The organism is Paenibacillus sp. EB106-06-01-XG199, from assembly GCF_058791575.1.
In genome coordinates, this window is sequence record NZ_JBYTDQ010000001.1 from 83,546 (window position 1) to 104,965 (window position 21,420).

The following is a 21,420-nucleotide window of genomic DNA, read 5'->3' on the forward strand; positions in this document are numbered from 1 at the left end:
TTTCCAGAGGTGCATTACCTAAATTGCCAATATAATGATCATTGGAAACACTCTTATTACTAAGTTAACTATTTGCAATGTCCAAGTTGTTTAGATTAGCAATAGTTGGACTAATATGAGTGAAATTAATAAGGAAGAGAAAAGAAGTTGCTATATTCACTTTAATAGTAGTCTAGACCACTTCTAATCAGTATTTTTAAAAAATAGGACTTTTGAAACAGTCTCTAAAACATAAGATGACAATAAAGTACAATATATTCCACTTATGAATGGATATATGTTATCATTACTAGGAAGGAATGCCCAATTATAAAGGGGGTAGAGTTCTTGAAAATTAGTGATATATATGACCTGAAAGCAGATCAAGTTCAGCTGGATTTTGTAAATATTGAAATAAATAGAGACTACCCATTATATATCGATCCTTATCTTATTTCCACTAGAAGTGATCCATGGTCTGTGGAAGTAGATGGAACGATAAAAAGTTTTTTTTCCAAAGTTGTTGAGTATATTAGAAATTCTGAACATTCGAAGGCCATTGAACTATTTCGGTTTATGTCTGAACCTAAAGAAACGTGTCTTGGGATTAGTAAGACGGGCACAAAAAATGGCCGAGGAGTGGGACAAGGCAATGCTACCGATATTATTAATGAAATAATTAAGAGCAAAGCGATAGAATCTGGAGTTGTACAGAATATTGAAGACATTGTTGTATTTGTTGATGATATAGACAAAGATAAATTATCTGATATGACTACAAATATAATAAGAAAGCATTTAATTGATTATACCAAGGAGCAATGTAAAATCTGGGGGATTCCTTTAACTAATCAGGATTCACTTCCATATTGGAATAGATATACTGAAGATTGGGAAATTTCAAGAGAAGATTTGTTATTTTATCAAGGAAGAGAGTTACTCTTGGTTCCTAAAGCCATAGTGTCATATATATCAGAATATAATGCTCAGAAATACGGATGGCATTTTGTGGTTACCAATGAACGTGACGAGCAACTAGCGAGAAGGTCGTCTCTAGTGAAATTTAAGAAATATAAGAATGGAAAAGGAGTATATTATTTGCCAAAAAAAGACGTTAATAATCAAATTACTAATCAAATTAGTAATGGGGATTTTGAGAGTAGAAAAGATTATTTGCGACAATATACTCAAAAAAAACCTGAAATATTTGATCGATTTCGGAATTCGAAATCAAAAGAAGTAAAATCATTAACAAACGATGAATTTATGGAACATACGGGATCAGTATCTATTGAAAAACTAGTAGATGCATTAGTAGTTAGCTTGAAAAGTATACCTATTGGTACGAAAAATGCTTCTGAGTATCAAAAGTTCATAAAATCAATTCTCGAAATATTGTTCTATCCTCATTTGAATAATCCCATAATAGAAGAGAAGATCCATCAAGGAAGGAAAAGAGTAGATATTGTCATGAGTAATATCGCTCTAGGTGGCTTTTTTCATCGTCTACACAATATCAACAAAATCCCCTGTGGCTATATATTTATAGAATGTAAAAATTATAGCAAAGATGTTGCTAACCCTGAAATCGATCAATTATCTGGAAGGTTTTCTTTTAATAAAGGAAAATTTGGGATATTGATGTGCAGAAATATTGATAATAAGGAACTTTTATATCAAAGATGCTCTGATACGTATAAAAACGATAATGGTTTAATAATTCCTTTAGATGATAATGATATCATTTTTATGTTGGAATCTTTAAAAAGCGAAGAGGATAAAGTAGAAAATCTGTTAGAAAGAATTAAAAAGAACATAATTTTAAATAATTAGACAAAACTTGAAATCTGAACTTCTCAAAATAAACCAATCTCACATTTTAAGGTGATAAAATATTCCAGTGATGAGGGAATTGATTTTATAGGAAGCAGCATGAAACTAGGTCAACCAAAATTACTAAGAAGAAAGAGACGATATTATGGAAAAGAAAATATCGGCTGTTGCTATTGAATTATTAAAAGAAGCGTTATGTAACATATATTGGTACAAGAATAATCTCAAAAGTTTTCTGAATAATTGCATTAATGATAACTCTATAATTAACAGGCCAGATTGGAATGGATACAAAAGACAAATAGTTTCGGATATTGTTGATGATTTATGTAGTAATCAGGAAAAATATCTAGGTGATATAAGACGTCTAATATTTGAAGTAACAAGAATGGAAAGTTTCCGCCATCTTGAACAATTAGAAGATGGTAAGAAAAAGGTAGAAAGAGCAAAACAAGCAGTTTCTGATCTAAGACGAGTAGTGGAAGATCAGGCACAGAAGTTTAAAGAAGAAGAGGAAATAAAGAAAAAGAGATTAGATAACTTACATCGAATCCGTTCTAGCCAAGCTGTTTTAAGTCGCTTAGATGATATAAAAAGCAACTATTTTAGTTTAGTTACCTCAAAAGACTACCAAAAGCGGGGATTTGAACTAGAAAAAGTTCTGTATGATCTTTTTGAGCTATTTGATTTAGATCCAAAAGCATCTTTTAGAAACACTGGTGAACAAATAGACGGTGCTTTTACTCTTGAGGGTACTGATTATTTGTTTGAAGCAAAATGGAGAACTCATTTATCTGATGCATCTGATTTAGATAGCTTTACAGGGAAAATTAAAAGAAAGTTAGATAACACTCTAGGATTATTTTTGTCAATAAACGGCTTTTCTGAAGATGCAGTAAGAATTCATTCAGTAGGAAGAAGTACAATCCTCTTAATGGACGGAACAGATTTAATGGCTGTGCTAGAAAACCAAATTGATTTTGTATCTTTGATAGTTAGAAAACGTAAGTATGCAGCACAGACTGGGAACATTTATCTAAAAATTAATGAAATACTTATTGATGATTAAAATGGGAATGAGTTCACTCAATTGTTGGCTGTATTATTATTTATAAACGTCACTATACAGGGAGGCTTTGATAATGCCAATATATGATGCTATTTATAGAATAAAAGTAGATGGAGAAGAGACTGAAGAGCCTATTTCAATTAGTACAATAGAAAATCATCCGGAGTTTAATAAAGTCAAAAATAATATATATTGCACATATGAAGAATGTTTTGCAAAGTTGGAGTACGTACCAAAAGGCAAGAAAAAAGCTTATTTTAAAACTTGGCCGAAACAAGACCATACAACTGAATGTTCCGACTTTTTTGAAAGAGAAAAAATTGCAAGAAGTACGAGAAACTCAGCAACCTCTACTATGGCCCTCTCGGATAAGCATATAGCTGATATTCTTAATGATATCAAAAGAAAACGACAGAATACTGATAGCAATAAGACAGGCGTAACAGGTAAAACAAAAAGAGAGAAAAAGAACCCACGTGTAGACTCTGAACTTCCTGAAGCTTCAGTTGTAAATATTAATCCGACTACTGGTGGTGAGGCGGATATGAAAGAGGGCGATTCAAAAACAAAGGCACCCTCTGTCAGAAGAAGAACTTTGTTACTTTTAAATGAAGATGATGTGGGTTTTACACGAGCCTTATCAGATGTATATATTAATTCTGTTGAAGTTGCCCCAAATCGGGTGGTTATTAATGCTTACAATGGTTCTAAGAATTCTGATATTTACTTTGAGGAGTTTTTCTTCACATCTTCACCAGTTAACTTTATCAATAGATTTGTTGAATTGAGTAATATTGTAAAAAACAATAAAAGGTTGTCATTTAGTTGCGTGGGGGAAGTATTAAAAAGGGATGATGCAATTTCTATGCTGGTAAACAAACATTCTGACTTTCGTGTAGAGGATCTTTACCTGAGTATTTTTTTGGTTAATTTTAAAAGAGAATAAGGATTATTTTCAAATACAAGGTGACTTTTAAATAATAAGAAGTTACCTTTTTTTCACTCTCTGAGCCCCTTCCCACCATTTTGGGTAAACTAACCCTAAGCAACACTTTACCCAAATCCAACACGAAACGAGGTGATGCCCCTTTGACAACGTACAAAGTAACCGATAGATTAGCCAAGGGGAAATCACCGTATCTATTGCTACATGTGGAATTCGGTGACCTGGTTTGTTTTAACAGTTAATTAATTGTTCTTTCATTAATAATTTCAGGCAAAGCAATTGGAGGGGACCATATACCAGACGTTATTTTTAAATAAGTCTGGCACAGGGATACAATTTTTTCTTGATCTCCAAATTTTATTTTTTTCCTCTCTATCTCTGATAAACTTTGAAAAGCATTATTACAATATCCAAAAGTTGATAAATATAGTCCGGATTTTCTTTTCTCAGTTACTATAATGTTGAGGAAATCTTTTATGGCATCCTTTCCTACTTTCTGACCAGAACGCCAGTGTTTAATTTCAATGATATATGAGAATTCTTTTCCATCAACAATACATTCTAATATAATATCCTTGCCTCCATCTTTACTGGATGGCGTTAATTGTACCTTGAAACCAATACCATCGAAAATTTCGGCAATCATTCTTTCCAAATCTCTCCACTCAAGTTTATAAAGATTTGTTGGATCTTCTGCCACCATAGCAGCAAATCTCTTACTAACCGCTTTTAAAATGTCTTGAATTTCAAGTTTATTGATATCACTTTCTGTTTCAATTTTCCCTATCCATTCTTTAAGTCTTTCTAGATCCATTATTTCGATGGAAGGTTTAATCTGTTGAATGGTAGCTTGAGCATCTTTACTGATTTTGTTGTTCGTAATTATCATAAACCTATCAAAATTATTCAACATTGACATACCATAAGTTGCATGTATGTCTTTTACACTTACAAATGTGGTTTTGCACACGACCCCTAGTTTTAGTGTTGAATTCTGCTCCTTAAGTTCTTTGAGAGCAATGATATCAGTACCCCTATCATTAGGACCATGTATAAAATCAGCTCTATAATCCTCATATTCTAAAAGCGGTATTAGAATTTCACTGATTTTTTTTTCGAATTCCCAACTTTTTGCACCTTTCGAGGCTTCTATTTCCATGATTTTCTTTATTATTGAATTCTTATCGTGTGTTTTCAAAAAAGTCTCTCCTTGTTAGATATATCAATATAGAAGCATGGGTAATCAAGCGAATTACAATTTATATAATCTTATAACTTACAGGTACTATATTACCTTATGTCTCAACACTATTGGAATGGCTAAATATATGGTTGCTTTTATTTTAATTGCGAGAAGTGATTAGTTTAGATTAAAGGTGTGTTATAAAGGTGCATGAAGTTATAGTGTTAAATGTGAAATTCTTCTGAAATTTAGAGGTTATTTTTCATAGACAAAATTCAGTACATTTGGTGGGAAGAGAACTGTGTTGAATATTATGTGAAAAGAAGGTGTAATTGGAATTTATATTCTTAATTATGGTCGAAGGTGGAATGAGAACGTTCTTATTCTTAGGAGACCTGTTGAATAAACAAGGGAAAATCGTAACTGCTGTCGAGAGTTTGTAGCTGAATCGTCAGGAGTCTACATAGGGCCATAGCTGTAGTCTGGGATGCTAGAAACTAATATGGCTAAAGTGAAAGAGAAAGTGAGGTATTCGTATGAGGAACAATGACAATAGAATATCTGGCAAGAGAGAGTGCGGCAAAGAGAAGTAGTGAAGCCATTCATGGTACGTGGAGCGCTGAGTTCTTCATGTGTATGTTCTCTGAATACCCGCGTCTGACTGGAGCCAGTGGATGAAGGAGCTTTAGCACGGTGCAAAGAGCTACATCCTTTCCTTTCTAAAAGGGAGTGGGATGAAAGTTATCCAAAATTAAAGATAAATTAATTAATTTTAAGTTGGTTTTTTATCCCCCTGCGCCCTCCCCCACCTTTTTGGGTAAACTAACCCTAAGCAATACTTTACCCAAATCCAACACGAAAAGAGGTGATGCCCCATGACAACTCACAAAGTACCCAATAGATTAGCCAAGGAAAAGTCGCCGTATTTGCTGCAACACGCCCATAACCCGGTGAACTGGTTCCCTTGGTCGGAAGAGGCTTTTGAAATCGCCAAGCGCGACAACAAACCTGTCTTCTTATCTATTGGGTATAGCTAGTTGTTGATTCACACGTACCTGTCATTGGTGCCATGTAATGGAACGCGAATCCTTCGAAGACGAAGAAGTCGCCCAGCTTCTTAACAACAATTTTGTCGCCATCAAAGTTGACCGCGAGGAGCGGCCGGATATTGATGCACTGTATATGTCGGTGTGTCAGGCACTGACCGGGAGCGGGGGTTGGCCGCTGACGGTGCTGCTGACGCCGGAGAAGAAGCCGTTTTATGCGGGGACGTATTTTCCGAAGCGGCAGATGTTCGGGCGTATTGGGCTGATGGATGTGCTGGAGCAAATTCACCGCAAATGGGAGCAGGACGGTGAAGCGCTGGACAAGCTTGGAGATGAGCTGCTGGCGGACCTTCAGTCGCTGGACCGGAAGAACTCGCAAAGTATCATCGAAGGTAGCGTAGGAGCAATTCCCGGCGAAGAACTGCTGCACGAAGCTTATGAACTGTACCGCCGCCAATTCGATGAGGAATACGGCGGGTTCGGCAATGCGCCGAAGTTTCCTTCGCCGCATAATTTATCTTTTTTGCTGGCCTACAGTCAGAACTATGATCAGCCGGAAGCGCTACGGATGGTAGAGAAGACACTGGATGCCATGTACCGGGGCGGGATGTACGACCATGTGGGATTCGGGTTCTCCCGTTATTCTACAGACCGGGAATGGCTGGTGCCGCATTTCGAGAAAATGCTCTACGACAATGCGCTGCTGGCCATTGCCTATCTGGAGGCGTACCAGATCACGAAGAAGCCGCTGTATGCGGAGATTGCGGAGCAGATCTTCACGTATGTGCTGCGTGATATGACCTCGCCTGAAGGGGCCTTCTACTCAGCGGAGGATGCGGATTCGGAAGGCGTGGAAGGAAAGTTCTATGTCTTCACCCGTGAGCAGATTGAGGAAGCGCTAGGGCTTGAGGATATGCATTCCTATTGCCATGTATACGGGATTACACCCGAAGGGAATTTCGAAGGTGCGAATATTCCGAATTTGCTGCAGGGCTTACCGGATCAGATGGCTGAGCGGATGGGGATGAATCCGCTTGGACTGCGGACCCGCACGGACGAATGGCGCGAGAAGCTGTTCGCGTACCGGGAGCAGCGTATTCATCCGTCCAAGGATGACAAGGTCCTCACCTCCTGGAACGGGCTGATGATCACGGCGCTGGCGAAGGGAGCGAAGGCGCTGCAGAAGCCGGAGTATGCCAAAGCCGCGGCAGCGGCGGCGGATTTCATCTGGAAGAAGCTGTGGCGTGAAGATGGCAGGCTGCTGGCCCGCTACCGTGACGGGGAGTCGGCAATCCCTGCCTATGTGGATGATTATGCTTTTATGCTCTGGGGGCTGACCGAGCTGTATGAAGCTACGGGCCAGGCTCTCTACCTGGAGCGTGCGTTAACGCTCAAGGACGGACTGTTGGAGCTGTTCATTGATGAGGCAGGAGGCGGGTTCTTCTTCACAGGTCACGATGGTGAAGAGCTGCCGATCCGCTCCAAGGAATTGTATGACGGAGCGATACCATCCGGGAATTCCGTGGCGGCGAAGCTGCTATGGAAGCTGTCAGTAATCTCGCAGGATGTGGAGCTGAAGGCAATTGCCGAGCGGACCGCAGCGGTGTTGTCTTCCGCTGCATCGGAGTACCCGCCGGGTTATGCAATGTATTTGCAGGCCCATCTGGCGATGGCTTCCGGCGGCAGGGAATGGGTGCTCTCCGGCAAGCGGGAGGACCCGGCGCTTCAAGGCATGCTCGCCCAGGTGCAGCAAGCTTACTTGCCGGATGCTGCACTGATTGTTAACTGGGAAGGCAGCGGAGAGGATACGCTGCGGAAGCTGCTGCCGCATCTGGCGGACAAGCCGACGGTGGGTGGACAGGCGACGGCGTATGAATGCCGGAACTTTGCCTGCCGCCAGCCGGTTAATAATCCTGAGGCGGTCAAGGAACTGCTGGCGGCACGGCAATAGGCAGAATGAAATTGCAATAAACCCGTTATGTAAATCAAGAGGAGCGCAGGAAGAACTGCGCTCCTCTTTTGTCGTGAAACGGCTTGGCCTACTACATTAAGCGCCAAAGATTTTTTTGTGCGCTGGCAGCGGCTGGACTGAACATCTACTCCAACTACTGAACTCTTAATGCGGATTTATTGGGTCCCTCTAAACACCTGACAATCTATATGCGGTACCTTGAAAAAACCGAAGCAGAGGCACCAGATAGACCAAGGTTTATTCCACTGTCTATACCAATGTCTATTTCAATGTCATTTCCAATGTCTACTCTAATGGGGCACTTCACACCTCTGACTAGACGGTTTTTTGTAACTTTAGACTTTCTTAATGTGGCGATACCAGCGTGATGGCGTGACTAGTACTACTAACAAGACTAACGAGACTAACCTAACTTGTATATCAACCCTCAGTTCCGGCTCAACCGGCTCAGCTCCGGGGAAGCTTACTGCCGTACCGGGCACGCAGCAGCTGAAGCTTATCCAGCTTGCGCAGACTGTGCTCCTTGCTCAGTAGCCCCACGCCGAGGATCAGATTCTCGATAATGTAGGTCGGGCCAACCATGGAGTGAAACTCCCATACTTCGCCGCGTCCCGCGTACAGCACGATATCGGCATCATAGGAACGGGGGAAGACCAGTCTGTCGGTAATCAGGATGACCACATACCCCGCTTCGCGCGCGTAATCGAGAATCACTTCCGTTTCAGGCAAAAGCTGGACAAATCCGAACACCAGCACAACATCCTTTTTGCCGGCATGCATCAGCGTTTCCAGCAGCTCGTGACCGCTCGGGGCCATCCGTTTGATCGTAATTCCAAAGCGGGCCATACGGTAAGCCATCAACTCAGCGAGGCCCGCACAGGGACCGGGGCTGTAAACATAGATCTGCCTTGCCGCAGACAGGGCTTCTACCGCACGCTGCAGCAGCGCGTCATTCAAATACCGGCTGGTCTCCTCGAGATGATGCGAGCTGATTTCCAGCAGTTTTTGCGGGAGGGAGCCGCTTCCGGTCCGCTGCATCACATCGCGCATTTTCTCGGATGGAGTGGATTCAAAACGGAAACGGAGCCGATTTTTGAAGTCCTTGGCGTGCTTGAACCCGGCGGCTTTCCAGAACCGGGAGACCGAAGCGATGCTTAAGCCCAGCTCGTTAGCGATCTCCTGCTCGGTCATGTAGAGGACGCGCTGCTCATTTTTGGGGATGAAATCGGCAAGGAGCCTTTGATTCGGTGAAAAGGGGCGGCGGTTCCAGTCTTTGTACATAGCGGTAAGGCCTCCTGATTAGAAGATTCTGCTTCCACTATACGGTCCCAGTGTGTTGTAAATATTTTTACACCGTTAAAAAAACTGAAAATAACATTACATTGCATTAACAATCGGGAAAAGCTGTGCTGACACGCACTTTCTATACTTAAGGTAATTTCCTGGAGGGGGCCGATTGTTCATGAGTACGTTAAAAAACCGTTATACGCTGACCCAATCGCAAAAAATGATGATTTTTGTGCTGTCCATGTCCTTGTACGGGTTGTCCAACATGTTCACGGAGCTGATTCCAAGCCTGCAGCTTGGGCCGATTGAGCTGTCTGTCGAGTATTTCGCCTTCATCCCGCTCACGCTCTGCATGCTGTTTCATCCGCTGTATGCCGCCGTGGGTGCCGCTGTTGGTGAAGTAATCTTCGGCGAACTGATGCTCGGCCAATTCGGCGGGCTGGGAGAGCTGGAGAAATTCATTACCTTCTCACTGGCGATGTACACGGCAGGCCGCATGGTCTCCGATCCCAAGAACCGCAGGCAGGTTGGGGTGGCGGCAATCAGCGGGGTGGCCATCCACCAGTTCTTCAGCTCGGTCATCGACATCGTCAAGGTATGGGTCGGGGTCGAGGAGCTGGAAGCCGTTAAAGGACTGGCCGAAAGTATTGTAATCATTGAGGGTGTGGGTTTTCTGAATGATGTGCTGTTCTCCGGCATCCTGTTTGCGCTGCTGCCGACGTTATACCTGGTGCCGCGTTTATACGGAAAAATCGAACCCTTGCTTGGAATGAAACCCCGCGAACGGAATATGAAATACGCCAGCGGTGCCTGGCTGTCACCGAAGCTCATCATTGGCGGAATTATCCTGTCACTGCTGGCGCTTGGTGCGGAGCTGCTGTCTGAATCCGGCTGGAGCATCGGTGAGTTCGAGCTGCCTGGGGCCGAATCTCATGAGGGAAGTCTGATCTGGCTGAGTATGCTGGCCGCTGCGGTTGTTGCTGCAGCTGTGATTATTGTGATGCTGCGCCGCGCTGCCCGCAGGCGGCAGGGGGGAGGCCAATTTGATGCGTAAGCCGGTACTTGAACTGAAGGAAGTAACGTTTACGTATCCGGGTGCCGAGCAGCCGGTGCTGCAGGAGGTATCGCTCAAGCTTGAGGAAGGTGACTTCATTGCGGTGATGGGCAGCAACGGTTCGGGGAAATCAACGCTCTGCAAATGCTTCAACGGTCTGATCCCGCATTATTACACTGGTGATTTTGAAGGTGAGGTTCTGCTGCGTGGAGAATCTGCAGCCGGGAAAAGCGTAAGCCAGCTCTCCAGACATATGGGCTATGTCTACCAGGATTTTGAGAATCAGCTGGTCCGTCCGACTGTGCTGGATGATGTATGCTTCACCCCGCTGAATTACGGCCTGGCCGATTACCGGGAGCGGGGAGAACGGGCCCTTGCGCTGACCGGACTCAGCGGCATGGGCAGCGAATCCATCTGGCAGCTCAGCGGCGGGCAGAAGCATTTGCTTGCACTGGCCGGAGCGCTGGCTATGGACCCGGATATTCTGGTCATTGACGAGCCGGTTGCTCAGCTTGATCCGCAGCATGCCCGTCAAATCTACGACATCCTGCGCCGCCTGAATGAACAGCACGGCAAAACCATCATCGTTATCGAGCATCATGCCGAGTTCATTGCGGAATACTGCCATTCGGTTGTGCTGATGGACGGCGGCAGGCTGCGCTGGCACAAGCCGGTGCGCGAAGCGTTGTCTTCGGTGGAGGAACTGCTGGCGCTGGGCATCTATCCGCCCGATGTGACCCGGGCAGCCTGGATGCTGCAGCCCGGACCCCGGAGCGGAATGCTTTATCCGCTGAACACCGGGGAGAGCGGCGGCTGCTTCATGCGCCGCCGCGGCAGCGAATGGTCCGCCATTGCCGCAGAGCAGCTTCCCGCACCCGTTGGGCGGAAGGGAGAGGCCATTGTCAAGATGGATAAGGTCCTGCTCTCCTACCGGACCATCCACAAAACGGTTCATCCGGTGCTGAAAGGAATTAACCTGGAGCTGCGCTCCGGGGAATCGGTTGCACTGATCGGCAACAACGGCGCAGGGAAGTCTTCGCTGATGAAGCTGATTGCCGGCATCACCACACCAACCGGAGGAACCGTTCATGTCAAGGGAATGAAGGTGAACGGCTTGCCGCCGGAGCGCCTCTCCGGTATTGCCTCCTATGTGTTCCAGAACCCGGAGGATATGTTCATCGACGACTCTGTGCGTGGAGAGATCGCCTACTACTTGAAGGCAAGACGGCTCGTGGATACGGATGAAACGGTAGAAGCGATGATGGAGGCCTTCCGTCTGCAGGAGCTGGCCGAGCGTGACGCCCGCCTGCTCAGCGGCGGGCAGCAGCGCCGGGTTTCGCTGGCGATTGGCGCGGCTGTCCGTCCGGCAGTGATGCTGCTGGATGAACCTACTGCCAACCTGGATATTTCAACGAAGCAGGAGATGGTAGAGGTGCTGGAGACGCTGCGCAGTCACGTGGAGACTGTGGTCATCGCCACCCATGACATGGCGCTGGTAGCGGAATGGGCCAGCCGGGTGATCGTAATGAACGACGGGATGATAATTGCCGACGGCAGCAAGGATGAAATATTCTCCGACGGCGCGTTGCTGCGCCGCGCCGGGCTGGCTGAAACCCAGCTCATGGAGCTGAGCCGGATCCTGGGGCTGCCCCGCAGCTGCTGCAGCCTGGAAGAATTTACCCGGAATGTGGAATGGAGAAAGGAGGCGGTTACGCATGGTGGAAACAGTCAAACGGGCACTTAACCGGATTTCAGTCGAGCAGATCAAGCTGGAGCTGCTTGGCAATGCTTACAACAGCAGCAGTACTTTCCTCGGAAGGCTGGACCCGCGCACGCTGCTGATCTGGTATGTATTCTTCGCGATTGCGCCCTGGTTTGTGTACAACCGGACGATTTTGCTCGGTATGTTTGTGCTGATGGTCATCACGACGATCCTGTCCCGGGTGAGTCCCTATATCATATTTATTCTCTGCCTGGGGCTGATCAGCCAGATCGGCTGGATGTTCCTGGTGTCACTGTTTTTCGGGGGCGGGGCGGAATCGCTGCTGCCCATGCTGACGCTGACGCTCAAGCTCTCCGTCATTTCACTGGCGAGCATTACTGTCTTCTCCAGTCTGGACCCGGAGCGGTTGAGTGACGGACTGTCCTCTCTAGGGGTACCGGATGCTTTTGCCTTCAGCTTGTCTTACGGTTACCGGATTCTGCCCACACTGCTGGAAGAGTTTCACCAGATCCTGCTCTCGTTCAGATTAAGAGGCCAAAGGCCGCTGAAGCATGGAATCCTGTACTGGCACACTGCCGCTTATTATTTGCGGATTATCGTGCTGGTCTTCTATCCATTGATGCTGAATACAGCTAAGCGTTCCCGGACAACCGTCGAAGCGCTGGAGACCAGAGGGTATACTTATGCAGTGAAGAATCCGCAGGTGCGAAAGATGAAGCTATCATATCTGGCTATGAAACGAACCGACTGGGCTTTTTTTGCAGGCTCTGCCGTGTATATAGGTTTGCTGTTTCTCGCGGGTTCTGCCTATCCGAATTTGCTCTATTAATCTCACCCTCAAGCACAAAGGAGAGAAATCCATTTATGAATATAGATCTGCATACCCATGGCAAGCTGTCCAAGAAATCAAGCTTCTCCCCGGATTACTTCCGGGAGATGGTCAGGGAAGCTATAGCGAACGGTCTGGATGCCATCGCCCTGACTGAACATTTTAACACTTCGAATTTCTTCGCTATGTATGAGACGCTGGACCGTATGTATCCTTATAACGGCCATTATTACGAGGCGGACGGCCTAAAGATTTTCCCGGGAATGGAAGTGGATATTGCCGAGACGGGCCATATTCTGCTGATCGGGCTTAAGGAGCATATTCTGGATGTCCGTTTCAGTCTTGAGGGCTACACCAAAGAGGGGCATTTCATACCGTTCCGTCAGCTGCTGGATCTGGCTGATTCCCGGGACTTGTGGAAAATCGGAGGCCACCCGTTCCGGAGCTCCACTCCGCTGCATCATCTGGACCCGGAGCAGCTGGCCCGGCTGGATGCTTTTGATTTCAATGCCAAGGATATTTACATGCAGGGAGCGGAGGTATACCGTGCATTGATTACTCCTTTTGCTGCCAAGCTGGGTGTTCCGGTCATTGCCGGAAGCGACAGCCATCAATGCCTGCAATATGGCAGCGTAGTGAACAAGCTCGAGTGCACCTGCTCCACGGTGAAGGAATTGAGAGAAGCAGTGCGCAAGGGCTATTATTCCATAGAAGTTTCTCCCTGCCTGCACACCAAGGTCAAGGCCTCGGTCATGATGAAAAAGCTGCTGAAGCAAATGTCGGGCGAAGCCCCGTCCAGGGATGAGGCTGAGGAATACTCGGCTTAGCGTGCGATGCTCTGAAGCCCAGCACGATCCCGCACCGGGAAGGTGCTGGGCTGCCGGTAACTGAAGCAAGCTTAGGATGCGTTCATCATCTTAAGCTTGGCATGTTCAAAGGTTGATTACACGCATTTTGGACAAATATAATATTATATCAATTATCTAACCAATATCCTGCAATGACAGCGGCAGAAAGCTCTACGCGGAAATTCGAAACGTCAATGGATATTTGCTATACTCCTCAGTTATAAGTTATATGTAATAATACATAACGTCAGTTAGGCGAATGTTCTGGTTTCATTGGTTTAACACTCACTTTTTCCTAGAATTTAATTAAAAACATCAAAAAGTATCGACAATCTCATATCAATGTTTTATAATCCTACTAACAAGTCGTCTATTGTGTGATATAAACTAACATTATTAAAGAGGGGAGGAAGTTTTAATATTTATAGCAGATACAAATTTATGGTATTGACACACATGATAAAAGCGCTTACAATCCCCTTAAGGAAAGGTCCTCTCACTGTATGAAATGTTCACGGGCATGGAAGGAGGCTTTTATTTTTAGGACAAAAGTTAAAAGGTTTTAATTATGTGGATATTTTTTTAGGACTAAAGTTAAAAGGTTTTAATTTTACAGCACATGGGAGCGAGGGATGTTAATGATTCCAGTCTCAGTTACTAAAGAACATAAGATAAAGCAGGATTCACTGGCACGAAGGTTTTTCAAGCAATGGGATATTCAACTGATGGTGATTCCCGCATTGTTGTTCGTTTTTGTTTTCAGTTACATTCCGATGTATGGGGTGCTGATGGCATTTCAGGATTACAGCATTTATAAAGGTTTTCTACATAGTCCCTGGGTCGGATTCAAGCATTTTGAGATGTTCTTCAATGCTCCTGAATTCTGGACCGTGATGCGTAATACGCTGGTGATCAGCCTGCTCAAGTTTTTCGTTGGTTTTCCGGCTCCGATCCTTCTGGCGCTCATGCTAAATGAAGTCAAAAAGGCTGCATTCAAGCGGGTCGTTCAGACAATCAGTTATTTGCCGCATTTTCTGTCCTGGGTCATTGTCTCGGGGTTTGTCATTTCCCTCCTGTCGACCGATAACGGCAGCATTAACATTCTTCTGCAAAGTGTGCATCTGATCGATGAGCCTATTAACTTCCTATCAATACCAGAATATTTCTGGACGATTCTCGTAACGACAGATGTCTGGAAAGAAATCGGCTTTGCGTCCATCGTGTATCTGGCTGCGATTGCGGGTGTGGACCCTCATATCTACGAGGCAGCCTCCATTGACGGAGCTAGCAGATTTAAGCAGATTTTCCACATTACCATTCCTTCCATTCTACCTGTCATTACCATATTTATGATCCTGGCTATCGGCAACTTGCTAAGTGCGGGATTTGAGGACATTTTGCTCTTGGGCTCCAACCCGGTATTGCGTGATGTCTCCGAAGTTCTGGACACGTATGTGTACCGGATAGGGATAGAGAATTCAAGATTCTCCTATGCGACGGCGGCTGGACTGTTCAAGGCGATCATAAGCGTAGGCATGCTGACTATGGCCAATCTCTTCGCACGAAGATCGGGAAACAGCTTATGGTAATCCGGGGATATGACTTGAAGGAGGCGGCTGCATCATGCACAGGATGAGTTTTGGAGATAAGATATTGAGCTGGAGTATCTATTTTCTGCTATCGGTATTGGCGTTTGTGACTCTTTATCCCTTCTGGAATGCGGCAGTTATTTCATTTAACAACGGAATGGATACGGTTATGGGAGGGGTTACCTTCTGGCCCCGCGACTTCACACTGGACAATTATAAAATTGTGTTCGAGGATTCAAGGCTTGTGAACGGCTTTGTGATCACGCTGCTTCGGACAGGAGTCGGAACGTTGCTATCTATACTGGCTACGGCTATTCTGGCATACGGCATGACGAAGCAAGAGTTGATAGGGCGCAAGTATTACATGATTATGTGCATCGTTACGATGTATTTCAGCGGCGGTCTGATTCCTTCGTTCCTGCTGGTTCGGGAACTGGGACTAATGAATACGTTCTGGGTTCTGGTCATTCCCGGGATCATCAGCGTGTGGAACATGATTATCTTCCGAACCTTTTTCCTGGGGCTTCCCGGGGGCCTGGAAGAATCCGCGAAAATAGACGGATGCAGTAACTGGGGAGTATTGTTCCGCATCGTGTTTCCGTTATCCGGTCCCGTGCTCGCGACATTGTCACTGTTCACAGCCATTTATCATTGGAATGACTGGTTCATGCCTAGCATTTATATTAACAATGTTGATTTGCTGCCGATTCAAACCAAGCTCCAGCAAATCCTCAATTCCAATATTATGAGCGAGCAGATGAGCCAGATGGATTCAGCGGCCAAAAGCCACATGGAACAAATGAAGACCGTCACGAGCAAATCCTTGTCCATGGCGACGATGATGGTTGCAACCGTCCCGATCATGTGTGTGTATCCCTTCGTTCAGAAGTATTTTGTGAAGGGTGTGCTGGTAGGCTCGTTAAAAGAGTAGTCTGTTGCCCAGTGGCCCTCTGGTCTTTGCTTCCGGGTTCAAAGCGTCATGCTTGACCAATAGATAGAATATTGAAGGGAGTTTTTAAGATGGTAAAACTGAGGAGATCCATGTTTATGCTTCTGACCACTGCACTGATGGTCATGCCGATGCTGGCCGCCTGTAGCAGCAACAACACGAACTCAACCCACAAGCCTTCAGGAGAAACGTCAACCGGGAACAACAAGGAAGGGGGATTTGCCCTTGGCGATAAGCCTCTGGAGTTCTCATTCTATGGGCATTACGATTGGTACTCCATGCCAGCCTGGGGAGAAGATCCGGCTACGAAATGGATAAAGAATACTAAGAAAGTCAATGTCGTTCCTATCAACTCCGGGGGGAATGCCAAGCAGAAGCTAAACACCATGATTGCCTCAGGCGATTTACCGGATGTGATGTGGATGGAACGAGGCTCCGATATTGAGAAGCTGCGTGCGAACGGCTTGCTGGTGCCCTTGGACGATTATCTGGACAAATACCCTAACTTGAAAAAATGGGCCGGAGAATCGACGCTCAATATGCTGCGCTCCTCGGATGGCAAGCTGTATCAATTCCCGAACTGGTATACCTCGCAGCCTAACGGCAATGCCGGATATATGGTCAACAAGAAAATCTATGAGGAGTTGGGCTCGCCTTCATTAGAGACTACCGAGGATCTATATCAATATTTGAAGCAAGTGAAGGAAAAGTATCCGAACGTCATCCCGCTGGAAGTCGGGCAGGCGGATGGAATTGAGATTTTAACCTCGGCATTTGCGGAGAACCGTCCTTATCGCTTTAATTCGATTATGGCCGTACCGCAAGGCAATGAGCTGACGTCCATCTTTAAAGATCCGGTATACCGTGAATCCATGCAATATTCGAGTAAATTAATGCGTGAAAGGCTGATGACGCAAGATGCGTTCACACAGAAGCGGGAGCAGGTATCGGAGAAGGTGACCACCGGACGTATTGCCGTGTTCGCATCATCGAGTCCAACCGAATTCGGGGCTGCTGGGGATGCTCTGCTGAAGGCGGCAGATCCGAAGGCAGGGTATATTATGGTCTGGCCTATACATAAAGCGGGTCTGGATCGTAACAAAATCTTCCCGGGCGATTACAATCAGCTGGGCTGGAACGTAAATGTCATTACACAAGCTGCAAAAGATCCCGAGGCGGTTTTTGCCTTCCTGGATTGGATGACAGGACCAGAAGGACAGCGTGTAACGATGTGGGGTCCGGAAGGTTTGTATTGGGACGGAACGGATGATGAGGACTCTCCGATTTTCACAGATAAATATTTAAGTGATGTTGAAGGCCTAAGCAAATTGATGAACTCCACCGTGGACTTCCAATGGACAGGAAACACAGTCTATGTGGATAAGTCGAAGAGTAAATTTGAACAGACGCTACCGGAGGACAAACGTAGCTGGGAGACACGCTGGCAGCTCGAAATCACCTGGAAGACACAGTTTAATACGACGGAATTCGTTAATCTGGACCCGCCAGGCGACAGTGAAGAGGGAATCATTGCTCAGAGTGTGAAGGATGTATTCGACAAGGCCAAATCCAAAGCCATCCTGAGTGCCAAGAATGATGAAGAAGTGCTGGCAATTCTCGATCAGGCTGAAGTGGATGCCCAGAAGAATGGATATGCCAAGCTGCTGAAGTACAAGACAGAAAGATGGCAGGAAAACCTGAAGAATTTGAACAAATAATGCAAGCAAACTCCTACATCGAGTCCGGCAACACTCATGATATACTAAAAAGAACCAAATCAGATTAGGAGTTTACCTATGAAAGTTAATATATTCGATGTAGCCAGAAAGTCCGGATTGTCTGTCGTGACAGTCTCCCGTGTGCTTAACAATGTCTCATCGGTGCGGGAGAAAAACAGACAAAAGGTGCTCGAAGCCATTAAAGAATTGAACTATAGCCCGAACTCAGCAGCGCGAACCCTGGTCAGAGGGAAGACGGGGGTGATCGGATTAACGCTGACGGCCCTGAATGATACGGTGTTCGACAGTGTCGTGAAATCGGTCTTTGAAAGTCTCAAGCTAAGCGGCTACTTTCTGGCGCTATCCATTGATTCCGAGCCTGTGAATGGCTTCTCAGAAGCAAGTAATTTCTTGTTCCAGGAAGATCGTGTAGACGGAATCATCGTACTTTCTTCATTAGAAGAAGAGGCCTATGTCACTGAGCTGGAGCGCAAGCGAATCCCCTTTGTGATGATTGACAGTCATGGGGAGCACAGTAATGTTACGACGATCAACGTTGACAACTATTTGGGCGGGTATGAAGCGACCAAACATCTGATTGCGCTTGGACATACGCGTATTGCCCATATTACCGGACAAAGCGTGTTCCTCAGCGCCCGTCAGCGGAAAGAGGGCTTCATAGATGCAATGAACGAAGCCGGACTGTCTCCGTTCATGATTATTGAAGGGGGGTTCGGCACCAATTGTGGCTATGGCCTCATGCAGGACATGATTGCCCGCGGCAACATCCCGTCTGCCATTTTCGCCGCCGATGATGTCATTGCACTTGGCGTCATCCGGGCATTGAAGGAAGCGGGCTACAACGTGCCGGATGATGTATCGGTCATCGGGTATGACGACCAGTCTTTTGCCCAGGAAGTTCATCCTGCACTCACGACCATCCGTCAACCGGCGGATCTGATGGGACAGCATGCAGTGAAGATCCTGCTGGACATGATCAATGGCAGCGAGGTCAGCCATACCAGGGTGCAGCTAAAGCCTGAACTGGTTTACAGGAAATCTACATCAAAATATAAAGGCGACATTAGTCAGGGGTGACTAGGGATTGAACTATTATCTGGGGATAGATGCAGGTGGAAGCAAGACCATTGCTGTAATTACAGATGAGTCAGGAACGATTGTAAGCAGTGGAATGAGTGGATGCGGTAATCATCAAGTCAATGTGGAGCTGGCCCGGACCAGCATTACCGAATCGGTCGATCAGGCGCTGCAAGGCGCGCGGCTAAGCCGCAGCGATATTGCGTTCGCGTCATTTGGACTGGCCGGAGCGGACCGGGAAGCAGATTATGTTATTTTGCGCCCGATGATTAAAGCGCTGGGCTTCACCAATTATGAGATTGTCTGCGATACCGTTATCGGCCTGCGGGCGGGTACAAGACAGCCGTATGGTGTGGTGTTGATCTGCGGAACGGGAACCAACTGCCTCGGAATTAGTCCTGAGGGACAAGAACTGCAGTGCGGTGGCTTTGGTTATGCATTCGGAGATTTTGGCGGCGGAAGCGAGCTGGCTGTCGAGGTATTCCGTTCAGTGATCCGCTCCTGGGAAGGCAGAGAGGAACGGACACTGCTGACGGAAGCGGTGCTGGGTACGCTCGGATATGACTCTGTAGAAAGCCTCTTTCATGATTATCTCGATCATGGCAGACATATTCCTGTGGATCTGACCAAGCTTCTCTTTCCAGCGGCGGATCAAGGTGACCGCGTGGCGCTTCGGATCCTTCAGCAGCAAGGGCTTGAGTTGGGTCTTTCGGCGAGAGCCGTCATTGAGAAGCTTGGAATGGAGGAAGCTACACTTGATGTAGTATTGGTCGGCAGTGTGCTGACCCGCAACGGCGGGAAATACATGGCACCGGCCATCACGGGGCAGCTGACAGAAGGCTGCACGATACGTGTATTAAGGATGGAGCCTGTGGGCGGTGCGATCCTGCGCGCGATGGAGAAATCGGGATTGACCATAGCGGATAAAGTATATGAAGCGCTTGAACAGCAGCTTTCCATAGAAGGAGCGAATACAGCATGGATAAAAGCTTAAAGGTCGTTGTGATTGGCGGCGGTTCTTCCTATACGCCGGAGATTATCGAAGGGTTTATTCTCAATTTTGAGAGCTTTCCTGTCCGCGAAATTGTGCTGGTGGATATCCCCGAAGGAGAGGGGAAGTTAAAAATCGTTGGCAATCTGGCGAAGCGGATGATTGAGAAGTCGGGTCTGCCCATTACGGTGGAGCAGACGCTGAACAGACGCGAAGCTTTGGTGGGAGCGGACTTTGTGACCACCCAGATGCGGGTAGGTCTGCTCAAAGCACGGATCTGGGATGAGACCATCCCGCTGAAGTACGGGATCATCGGCCAGGAGACAACCGGACCGGGTGGCATGATGAAGGCGCTGCGGACAATTCCGGTGCTGCTGGACATTTGCCGGGATATTGAGGAGATTTGCCCGGAGGCCTGGATGTTGAATTTTACGAATCCGGCAGGGATGGTTACCGAAGCCATTCTGAAGCATACCAAGGTCAAATCCATCGGGCTATGCAATTCACCGATTGCTGCTTATAAGTGGCTGTCGCAGTTGTATGAGACGCCAGCCAGAGACATTTACTGCGAATTTGTAGGCCTCAACCACCTGCACTGGATTACTCAGGTACACATTAAAGGAGAGGATAAGCTGCAGGAGCTACTGGATAACCGTGACGGTTATTCAGCCAAGAACGTGCCTCAATTCCAATGGAACGCCAGCTTTATCTCATCGCTCCGGGCCATTCCATCCTATTACTTAAAATATTTCTATCTGACCAGGGAACTGCTGGAGGAGCAGCAGCATGCCCTGGAGCATGAAGGAACCCGGGCCGAGGTGGTTAAGCGGCTGGAGGATGAATTGTTCGAGCTATATCTGGACCCCAATCTGTCGGAGAAACCTAAGCAGCTGGAGAAAAGGGGCGGGGCTTACTACTCTGAAGCCGCAGTACTATTGATGAAATCCATTTACAATGATACTCGCGATATTCAGACCCTCAACGTGCGCAATCAGGGAGTATTGGATTTCCTCCCGGCGGATGCATCTATTGAAGTGAACTGCGTCGTCACTAGCCAAGGGCCTATTCCACTGCCTGTATCCCGGGTGCCTGTGGCTGCCAAAGGGCTGATTCATGCGGTGAAAACCTATGAGCAGCTTACGATTGAAGCTGCTGTTACTGGAGACAGAGGGCTGGCTCTGCAGGCTTTGGCGAACCATCCCTTGGTAGATTCCGTCAATGTAGCGGAGCAGATGCTTGAAGAAATGCTGCTCAAGAACAAGGACTATTTACCGTTATTCTTTAAAGATTGAGCCGTAACAGATGT

17 protein-coding genes are annotated in these 21,420 nt (G+C 46.4%); 15 read left to right on the forward strand and 2 right to left on the reverse strand.

The window, feature by feature from the left end; all coding sequences use genetic code 11:
• The first annotated feature begins 327 nt into the window (after positions 1-327).
• The 3 genes from AC3WT9_RS00465 (at position 328) to AC3WT9_RS00475 (ending at position 3,827) form a co-directional block, all read left to right on the forward strand.
• Positions 328-1,812 carry a DUF8370 family protein gene (locus tag AC3WT9_RS00465; RefSeq protein WP_341378984.1) on the forward strand — a complete coding sequence of 495 codons (1,485 nt, stop codon included), beginning with the start codon at positions 328-330 and terminating at the stop codon, positions 1,810-1,812.
• A gap of 145 nt (positions 1,813-1,957) precedes the next feature.
• Positions 1,958-2,881 (forward strand): hypothetical protein, encoded by a 924-nt coding sequence (locus AC3WT9_RS00470; protein WP_341378982.1) that lies wholly within the window; start codon positions 1,958-1,960, stop codon positions 2,879-2,881.
• A 73-nt stretch (positions 2,882-2,954) separates the two neighbouring features.
• On the forward strand, positions 2,955-3,827 hold the full coding sequence (locus AC3WT9_RS00475) for a hypothetical protein (RefSeq protein WP_341378981.1): 873 nt from the start codon (positions 2,955-2,957) through the stop codon (positions 3,825-3,827).
• 238 nt (positions 3,828-4,065) lie between these two features.
• Here the strand turns inward: AC3WT9_RS00475 and AC3WT9_RS00480 are convergent, their stop codons facing one another.
• Positions 4,066-5,025 carry a restriction endonuclease gene (locus AC3WT9_RS00480; RefSeq protein WP_341378980.1) on the reverse strand — a complete coding sequence of 320 codons (960 nt, stop codon included), beginning with the start codon at positions 5,023-5,025 and terminating at the stop codon, positions 4,066-4,068.
• 860 nt (positions 5,026-5,885) lie between these two features.
• Here AC3WT9_RS00480 and AC3WT9_RS00485 point away from each other — a divergent pair.
• Positions 5,886-6,047 (forward strand): DUF255 domain-containing protein, encoded by a 162-nt coding sequence (locus AC3WT9_RS00485; protein ID WP_020431545.1) that lies wholly within the window; start codon positions 5,886-5,888, stop codon positions 6,045-6,047.
• A gap of 37 nt (positions 6,048-6,084) precedes the next feature.
• Positions 6,085-8,007: a thioredoxin domain-containing protein gene (locus AC3WT9_RS00490; RefSeq protein WP_341378979.1), complete on the forward strand. Its 1,923-nt coding sequence runs from the start codon at positions 6,085-6,087 to the stop codon at positions 8,005-8,007.
• A gap of 468 nt (positions 8,008-8,475) precedes the next feature.
• Here the strand turns inward: AC3WT9_RS00490 and AC3WT9_RS00495 are convergent, their stop codons facing one another.
• On the reverse strand, positions 8,476-9,309 hold the full coding sequence (locus AC3WT9_RS00495; protein WP_341094125.1) for a MurR/RpiR family transcriptional regulator: 834 nt from the start codon (positions 9,307-9,309) through the stop codon (positions 8,476-8,478).
• 181 nt (positions 9,310-9,490) lie between these two features.
• Here AC3WT9_RS00495 and AC3WT9_RS00500 point away from each other — a divergent pair, with 181 nt between their 5' ends.
• The 10 genes from AC3WT9_RS00500 (at position 9,491) to AC3WT9_RS00545 (ending at position 21,406) form a co-directional block, all read left to right on the forward strand.
• Positions 9,491-10,369, forward strand: coding sequence for a DUF8171 family membrane protein (locus AC3WT9_RS00500; protein WP_341378978.1), 879 nt, complete (start codon positions 9,491-9,493; stop codon positions 10,367-10,369).
• Positions 10,362-12,113 (forward strand): ABC transporter ATP-binding protein, encoded by a 1,752-nt coding sequence (locus AC3WT9_RS00505; protein WP_341378977.1) that lies wholly within the window; start codon positions 10,362-10,364, stop codon positions 12,111-12,113. Before AC3WT9_RS00500 ends, AC3WT9_RS00505 begins: the two co-directional genes overlap by 8 nt.
• Positions 12,085-12,921 carry an energy-coupling factor transporter transmembrane component T family protein gene (locus AC3WT9_RS00510; RefSeq protein WP_341378976.1) on the forward strand — a complete coding sequence of 279 codons (837 nt, stop codon included), beginning with the start codon at positions 12,085-12,087 and terminating at the stop codon, positions 12,919-12,921. Before AC3WT9_RS00505 ends, AC3WT9_RS00510 begins: the two co-directional genes overlap by 29 nt.
• A 35-nt stretch (positions 12,922-12,956) precedes the next feature.
• Positions 12,957-13,748, forward strand: coding sequence for a PHP domain-containing protein (locus AC3WT9_RS00515; protein WP_341094120.1), 792 nt, complete (start codon positions 12,957-12,959; stop codon positions 13,746-13,748).
• Positions 13,749-14,407: 659 nt separating this feature from the next.
• Positions 14,408-15,358: an ABC transporter permease gene (locus AC3WT9_RS00520; RefSeq protein ID WP_341094119.1), complete on the forward strand. Its 951-nt coding sequence runs from the start codon at positions 14,408-14,410 to the stop codon at positions 15,356-15,358.
• A gap of 34 nt (positions 15,359-15,392) precedes the next feature.
• Complete coding sequence (locus AC3WT9_RS00525) at positions 15,393-16,289, forward strand: carbohydrate ABC transporter permease (protein WP_341094118.1); 897 nt, start codon at positions 15,393-15,395, stop codon at positions 16,287-16,289.
• 89 nt (positions 16,290-16,378) lie between these two features.
• Entirely contained in the window at positions 16,379-18,025 is a 1,647-nt protein-coding gene (locus AC3WT9_RS00530; protein WP_341378975.1) for an extracellular solute-binding protein, read from the forward strand.
• A 78-nt stretch (positions 18,026-18,103) separates the two neighbouring features.
• On the forward strand, positions 18,104-19,123 hold the full coding sequence (locus tag AC3WT9_RS00535; RefSeq protein WP_341094116.1) for a LacI family DNA-binding transcriptional regulator: 1,020 nt from the start codon (positions 18,104-18,106) through the stop codon (positions 19,121-19,123).
• Positions 19,124-19,130: 7 nt separating this feature from the next.
• Positions 19,131-20,117, forward strand: a complete 987-nt coding sequence (locus AC3WT9_RS00540; protein ID WP_341094115.1) for an N-acetylglucosamine kinase — start codon at positions 19,131-19,133, stop codon at positions 20,115-20,117.
• Complete coding sequence (locus AC3WT9_RS00545) at positions 20,102-21,406, forward strand: 6-phospho-beta-glucosidase (protein WP_341094114.1); 1,305 nt, start codon at positions 20,102-20,104, stop codon at positions 21,404-21,406. The genes AC3WT9_RS00540 and AC3WT9_RS00545 overlap by 16 nt, the downstream gene beginning before the upstream one ends.
• Positions 21,407-21,420 lie beyond the last annotated feature (14 nt).

What these genes read in the sequence shown, in the direction of transcription:
- AC3WT9_RS00470 (WP_341378982.1), top strand. Translation starts at nt 1,958, where the DNA reads ATGGAAAAGAAAATATCGGCTGTTGCTATTGAATTATTAAAAGAAGCG.
- AC3WT9_RS00475 (WP_341378981.1), top strand. Translation starts at nt 2,955, where the DNA reads ATGCCAATATATGATGCTATTTATAGAATAAAAGTAGATGGAGAAGAG.
- AC3WT9_RS00485 (WP_020431545.1), top strand. Translation starts at nt 5,886, where the DNA reads ATGACAACTCACAAAGTACCCAATAGATTAGCCAAGGAAAAGTCGCCG.
- AC3WT9_RS00490 (WP_341378979.1), top strand. Translation starts at nt 6,085, where the DNA reads ATGGAACGCGAATCCTTCGAAGACGAAGAAGTCGCCCAGCTTCTTAAC.
- AC3WT9_RS00495 (WP_341094125.1), bottom strand. Translation starts at nt 9,309, where the DNA reads ATGTACAAAGACTGGAACCGCCGCCCCTTTTCACCGAATCAAAGGCTC.
- AC3WT9_RS00500 (WP_341378978.1), top strand. Translation starts at nt 9,491, where the DNA reads ATGAGTACGTTAAAAAACCGTTATACGCTGACCCAATCGCAAAAAATG.
- AC3WT9_RS00505 (WP_341378977.1), top strand. Translation starts at nt 10,362, where the DNA reads ATGCGTAAGCCGGTACTTGAACTGAAGGAAGTAACGTTTACGTATCCG.
- AC3WT9_RS00510 (WP_341378976.1), top strand. Translation starts at nt 12,085, where the DNA reads ATGGTGGAAACAGTCAAACGGGCACTTAACCGGATTTCAGTCGAGCAG.
- AC3WT9_RS00515 (WP_341094120.1), top strand. Translation starts at nt 12,957, where the DNA reads ATGAATATAGATCTGCATACCCATGGCAAGCTGTCCAAGAAATCAAGC.
- AC3WT9_RS00520 (WP_341094119.1), top strand. Translation starts at nt 14,408, where the DNA reads ATGATTCCAGTCTCAGTTACTAAAGAACATAAGATAAAGCAGGATTCA.
- AC3WT9_RS00525 (WP_341094118.1), top strand. Translation starts at nt 15,393, where the DNA reads ATGCACAGGATGAGTTTTGGAGATAAGATATTGAGCTGGAGTATCTAT.
- AC3WT9_RS00530 (WP_341378975.1), top strand. Translation starts at nt 16,379, where the DNA reads ATGGTAAAACTGAGGAGATCCATGTTTATGCTTCTGACCACTGCACTG.
- AC3WT9_RS00535 (WP_341094116.1), top strand. Translation starts at nt 18,104, where the DNA reads ATGAAAGTTAATATATTCGATGTAGCCAGAAAGTCCGGATTGTCTGTC.
- AC3WT9_RS00545 (WP_341094114.1), top strand. Translation starts at nt 20,102, where the DNA reads ATGGATAAAAGCTTAAAGGTCGTTGTGATTGGCGGCGGTTCTTCCTAT.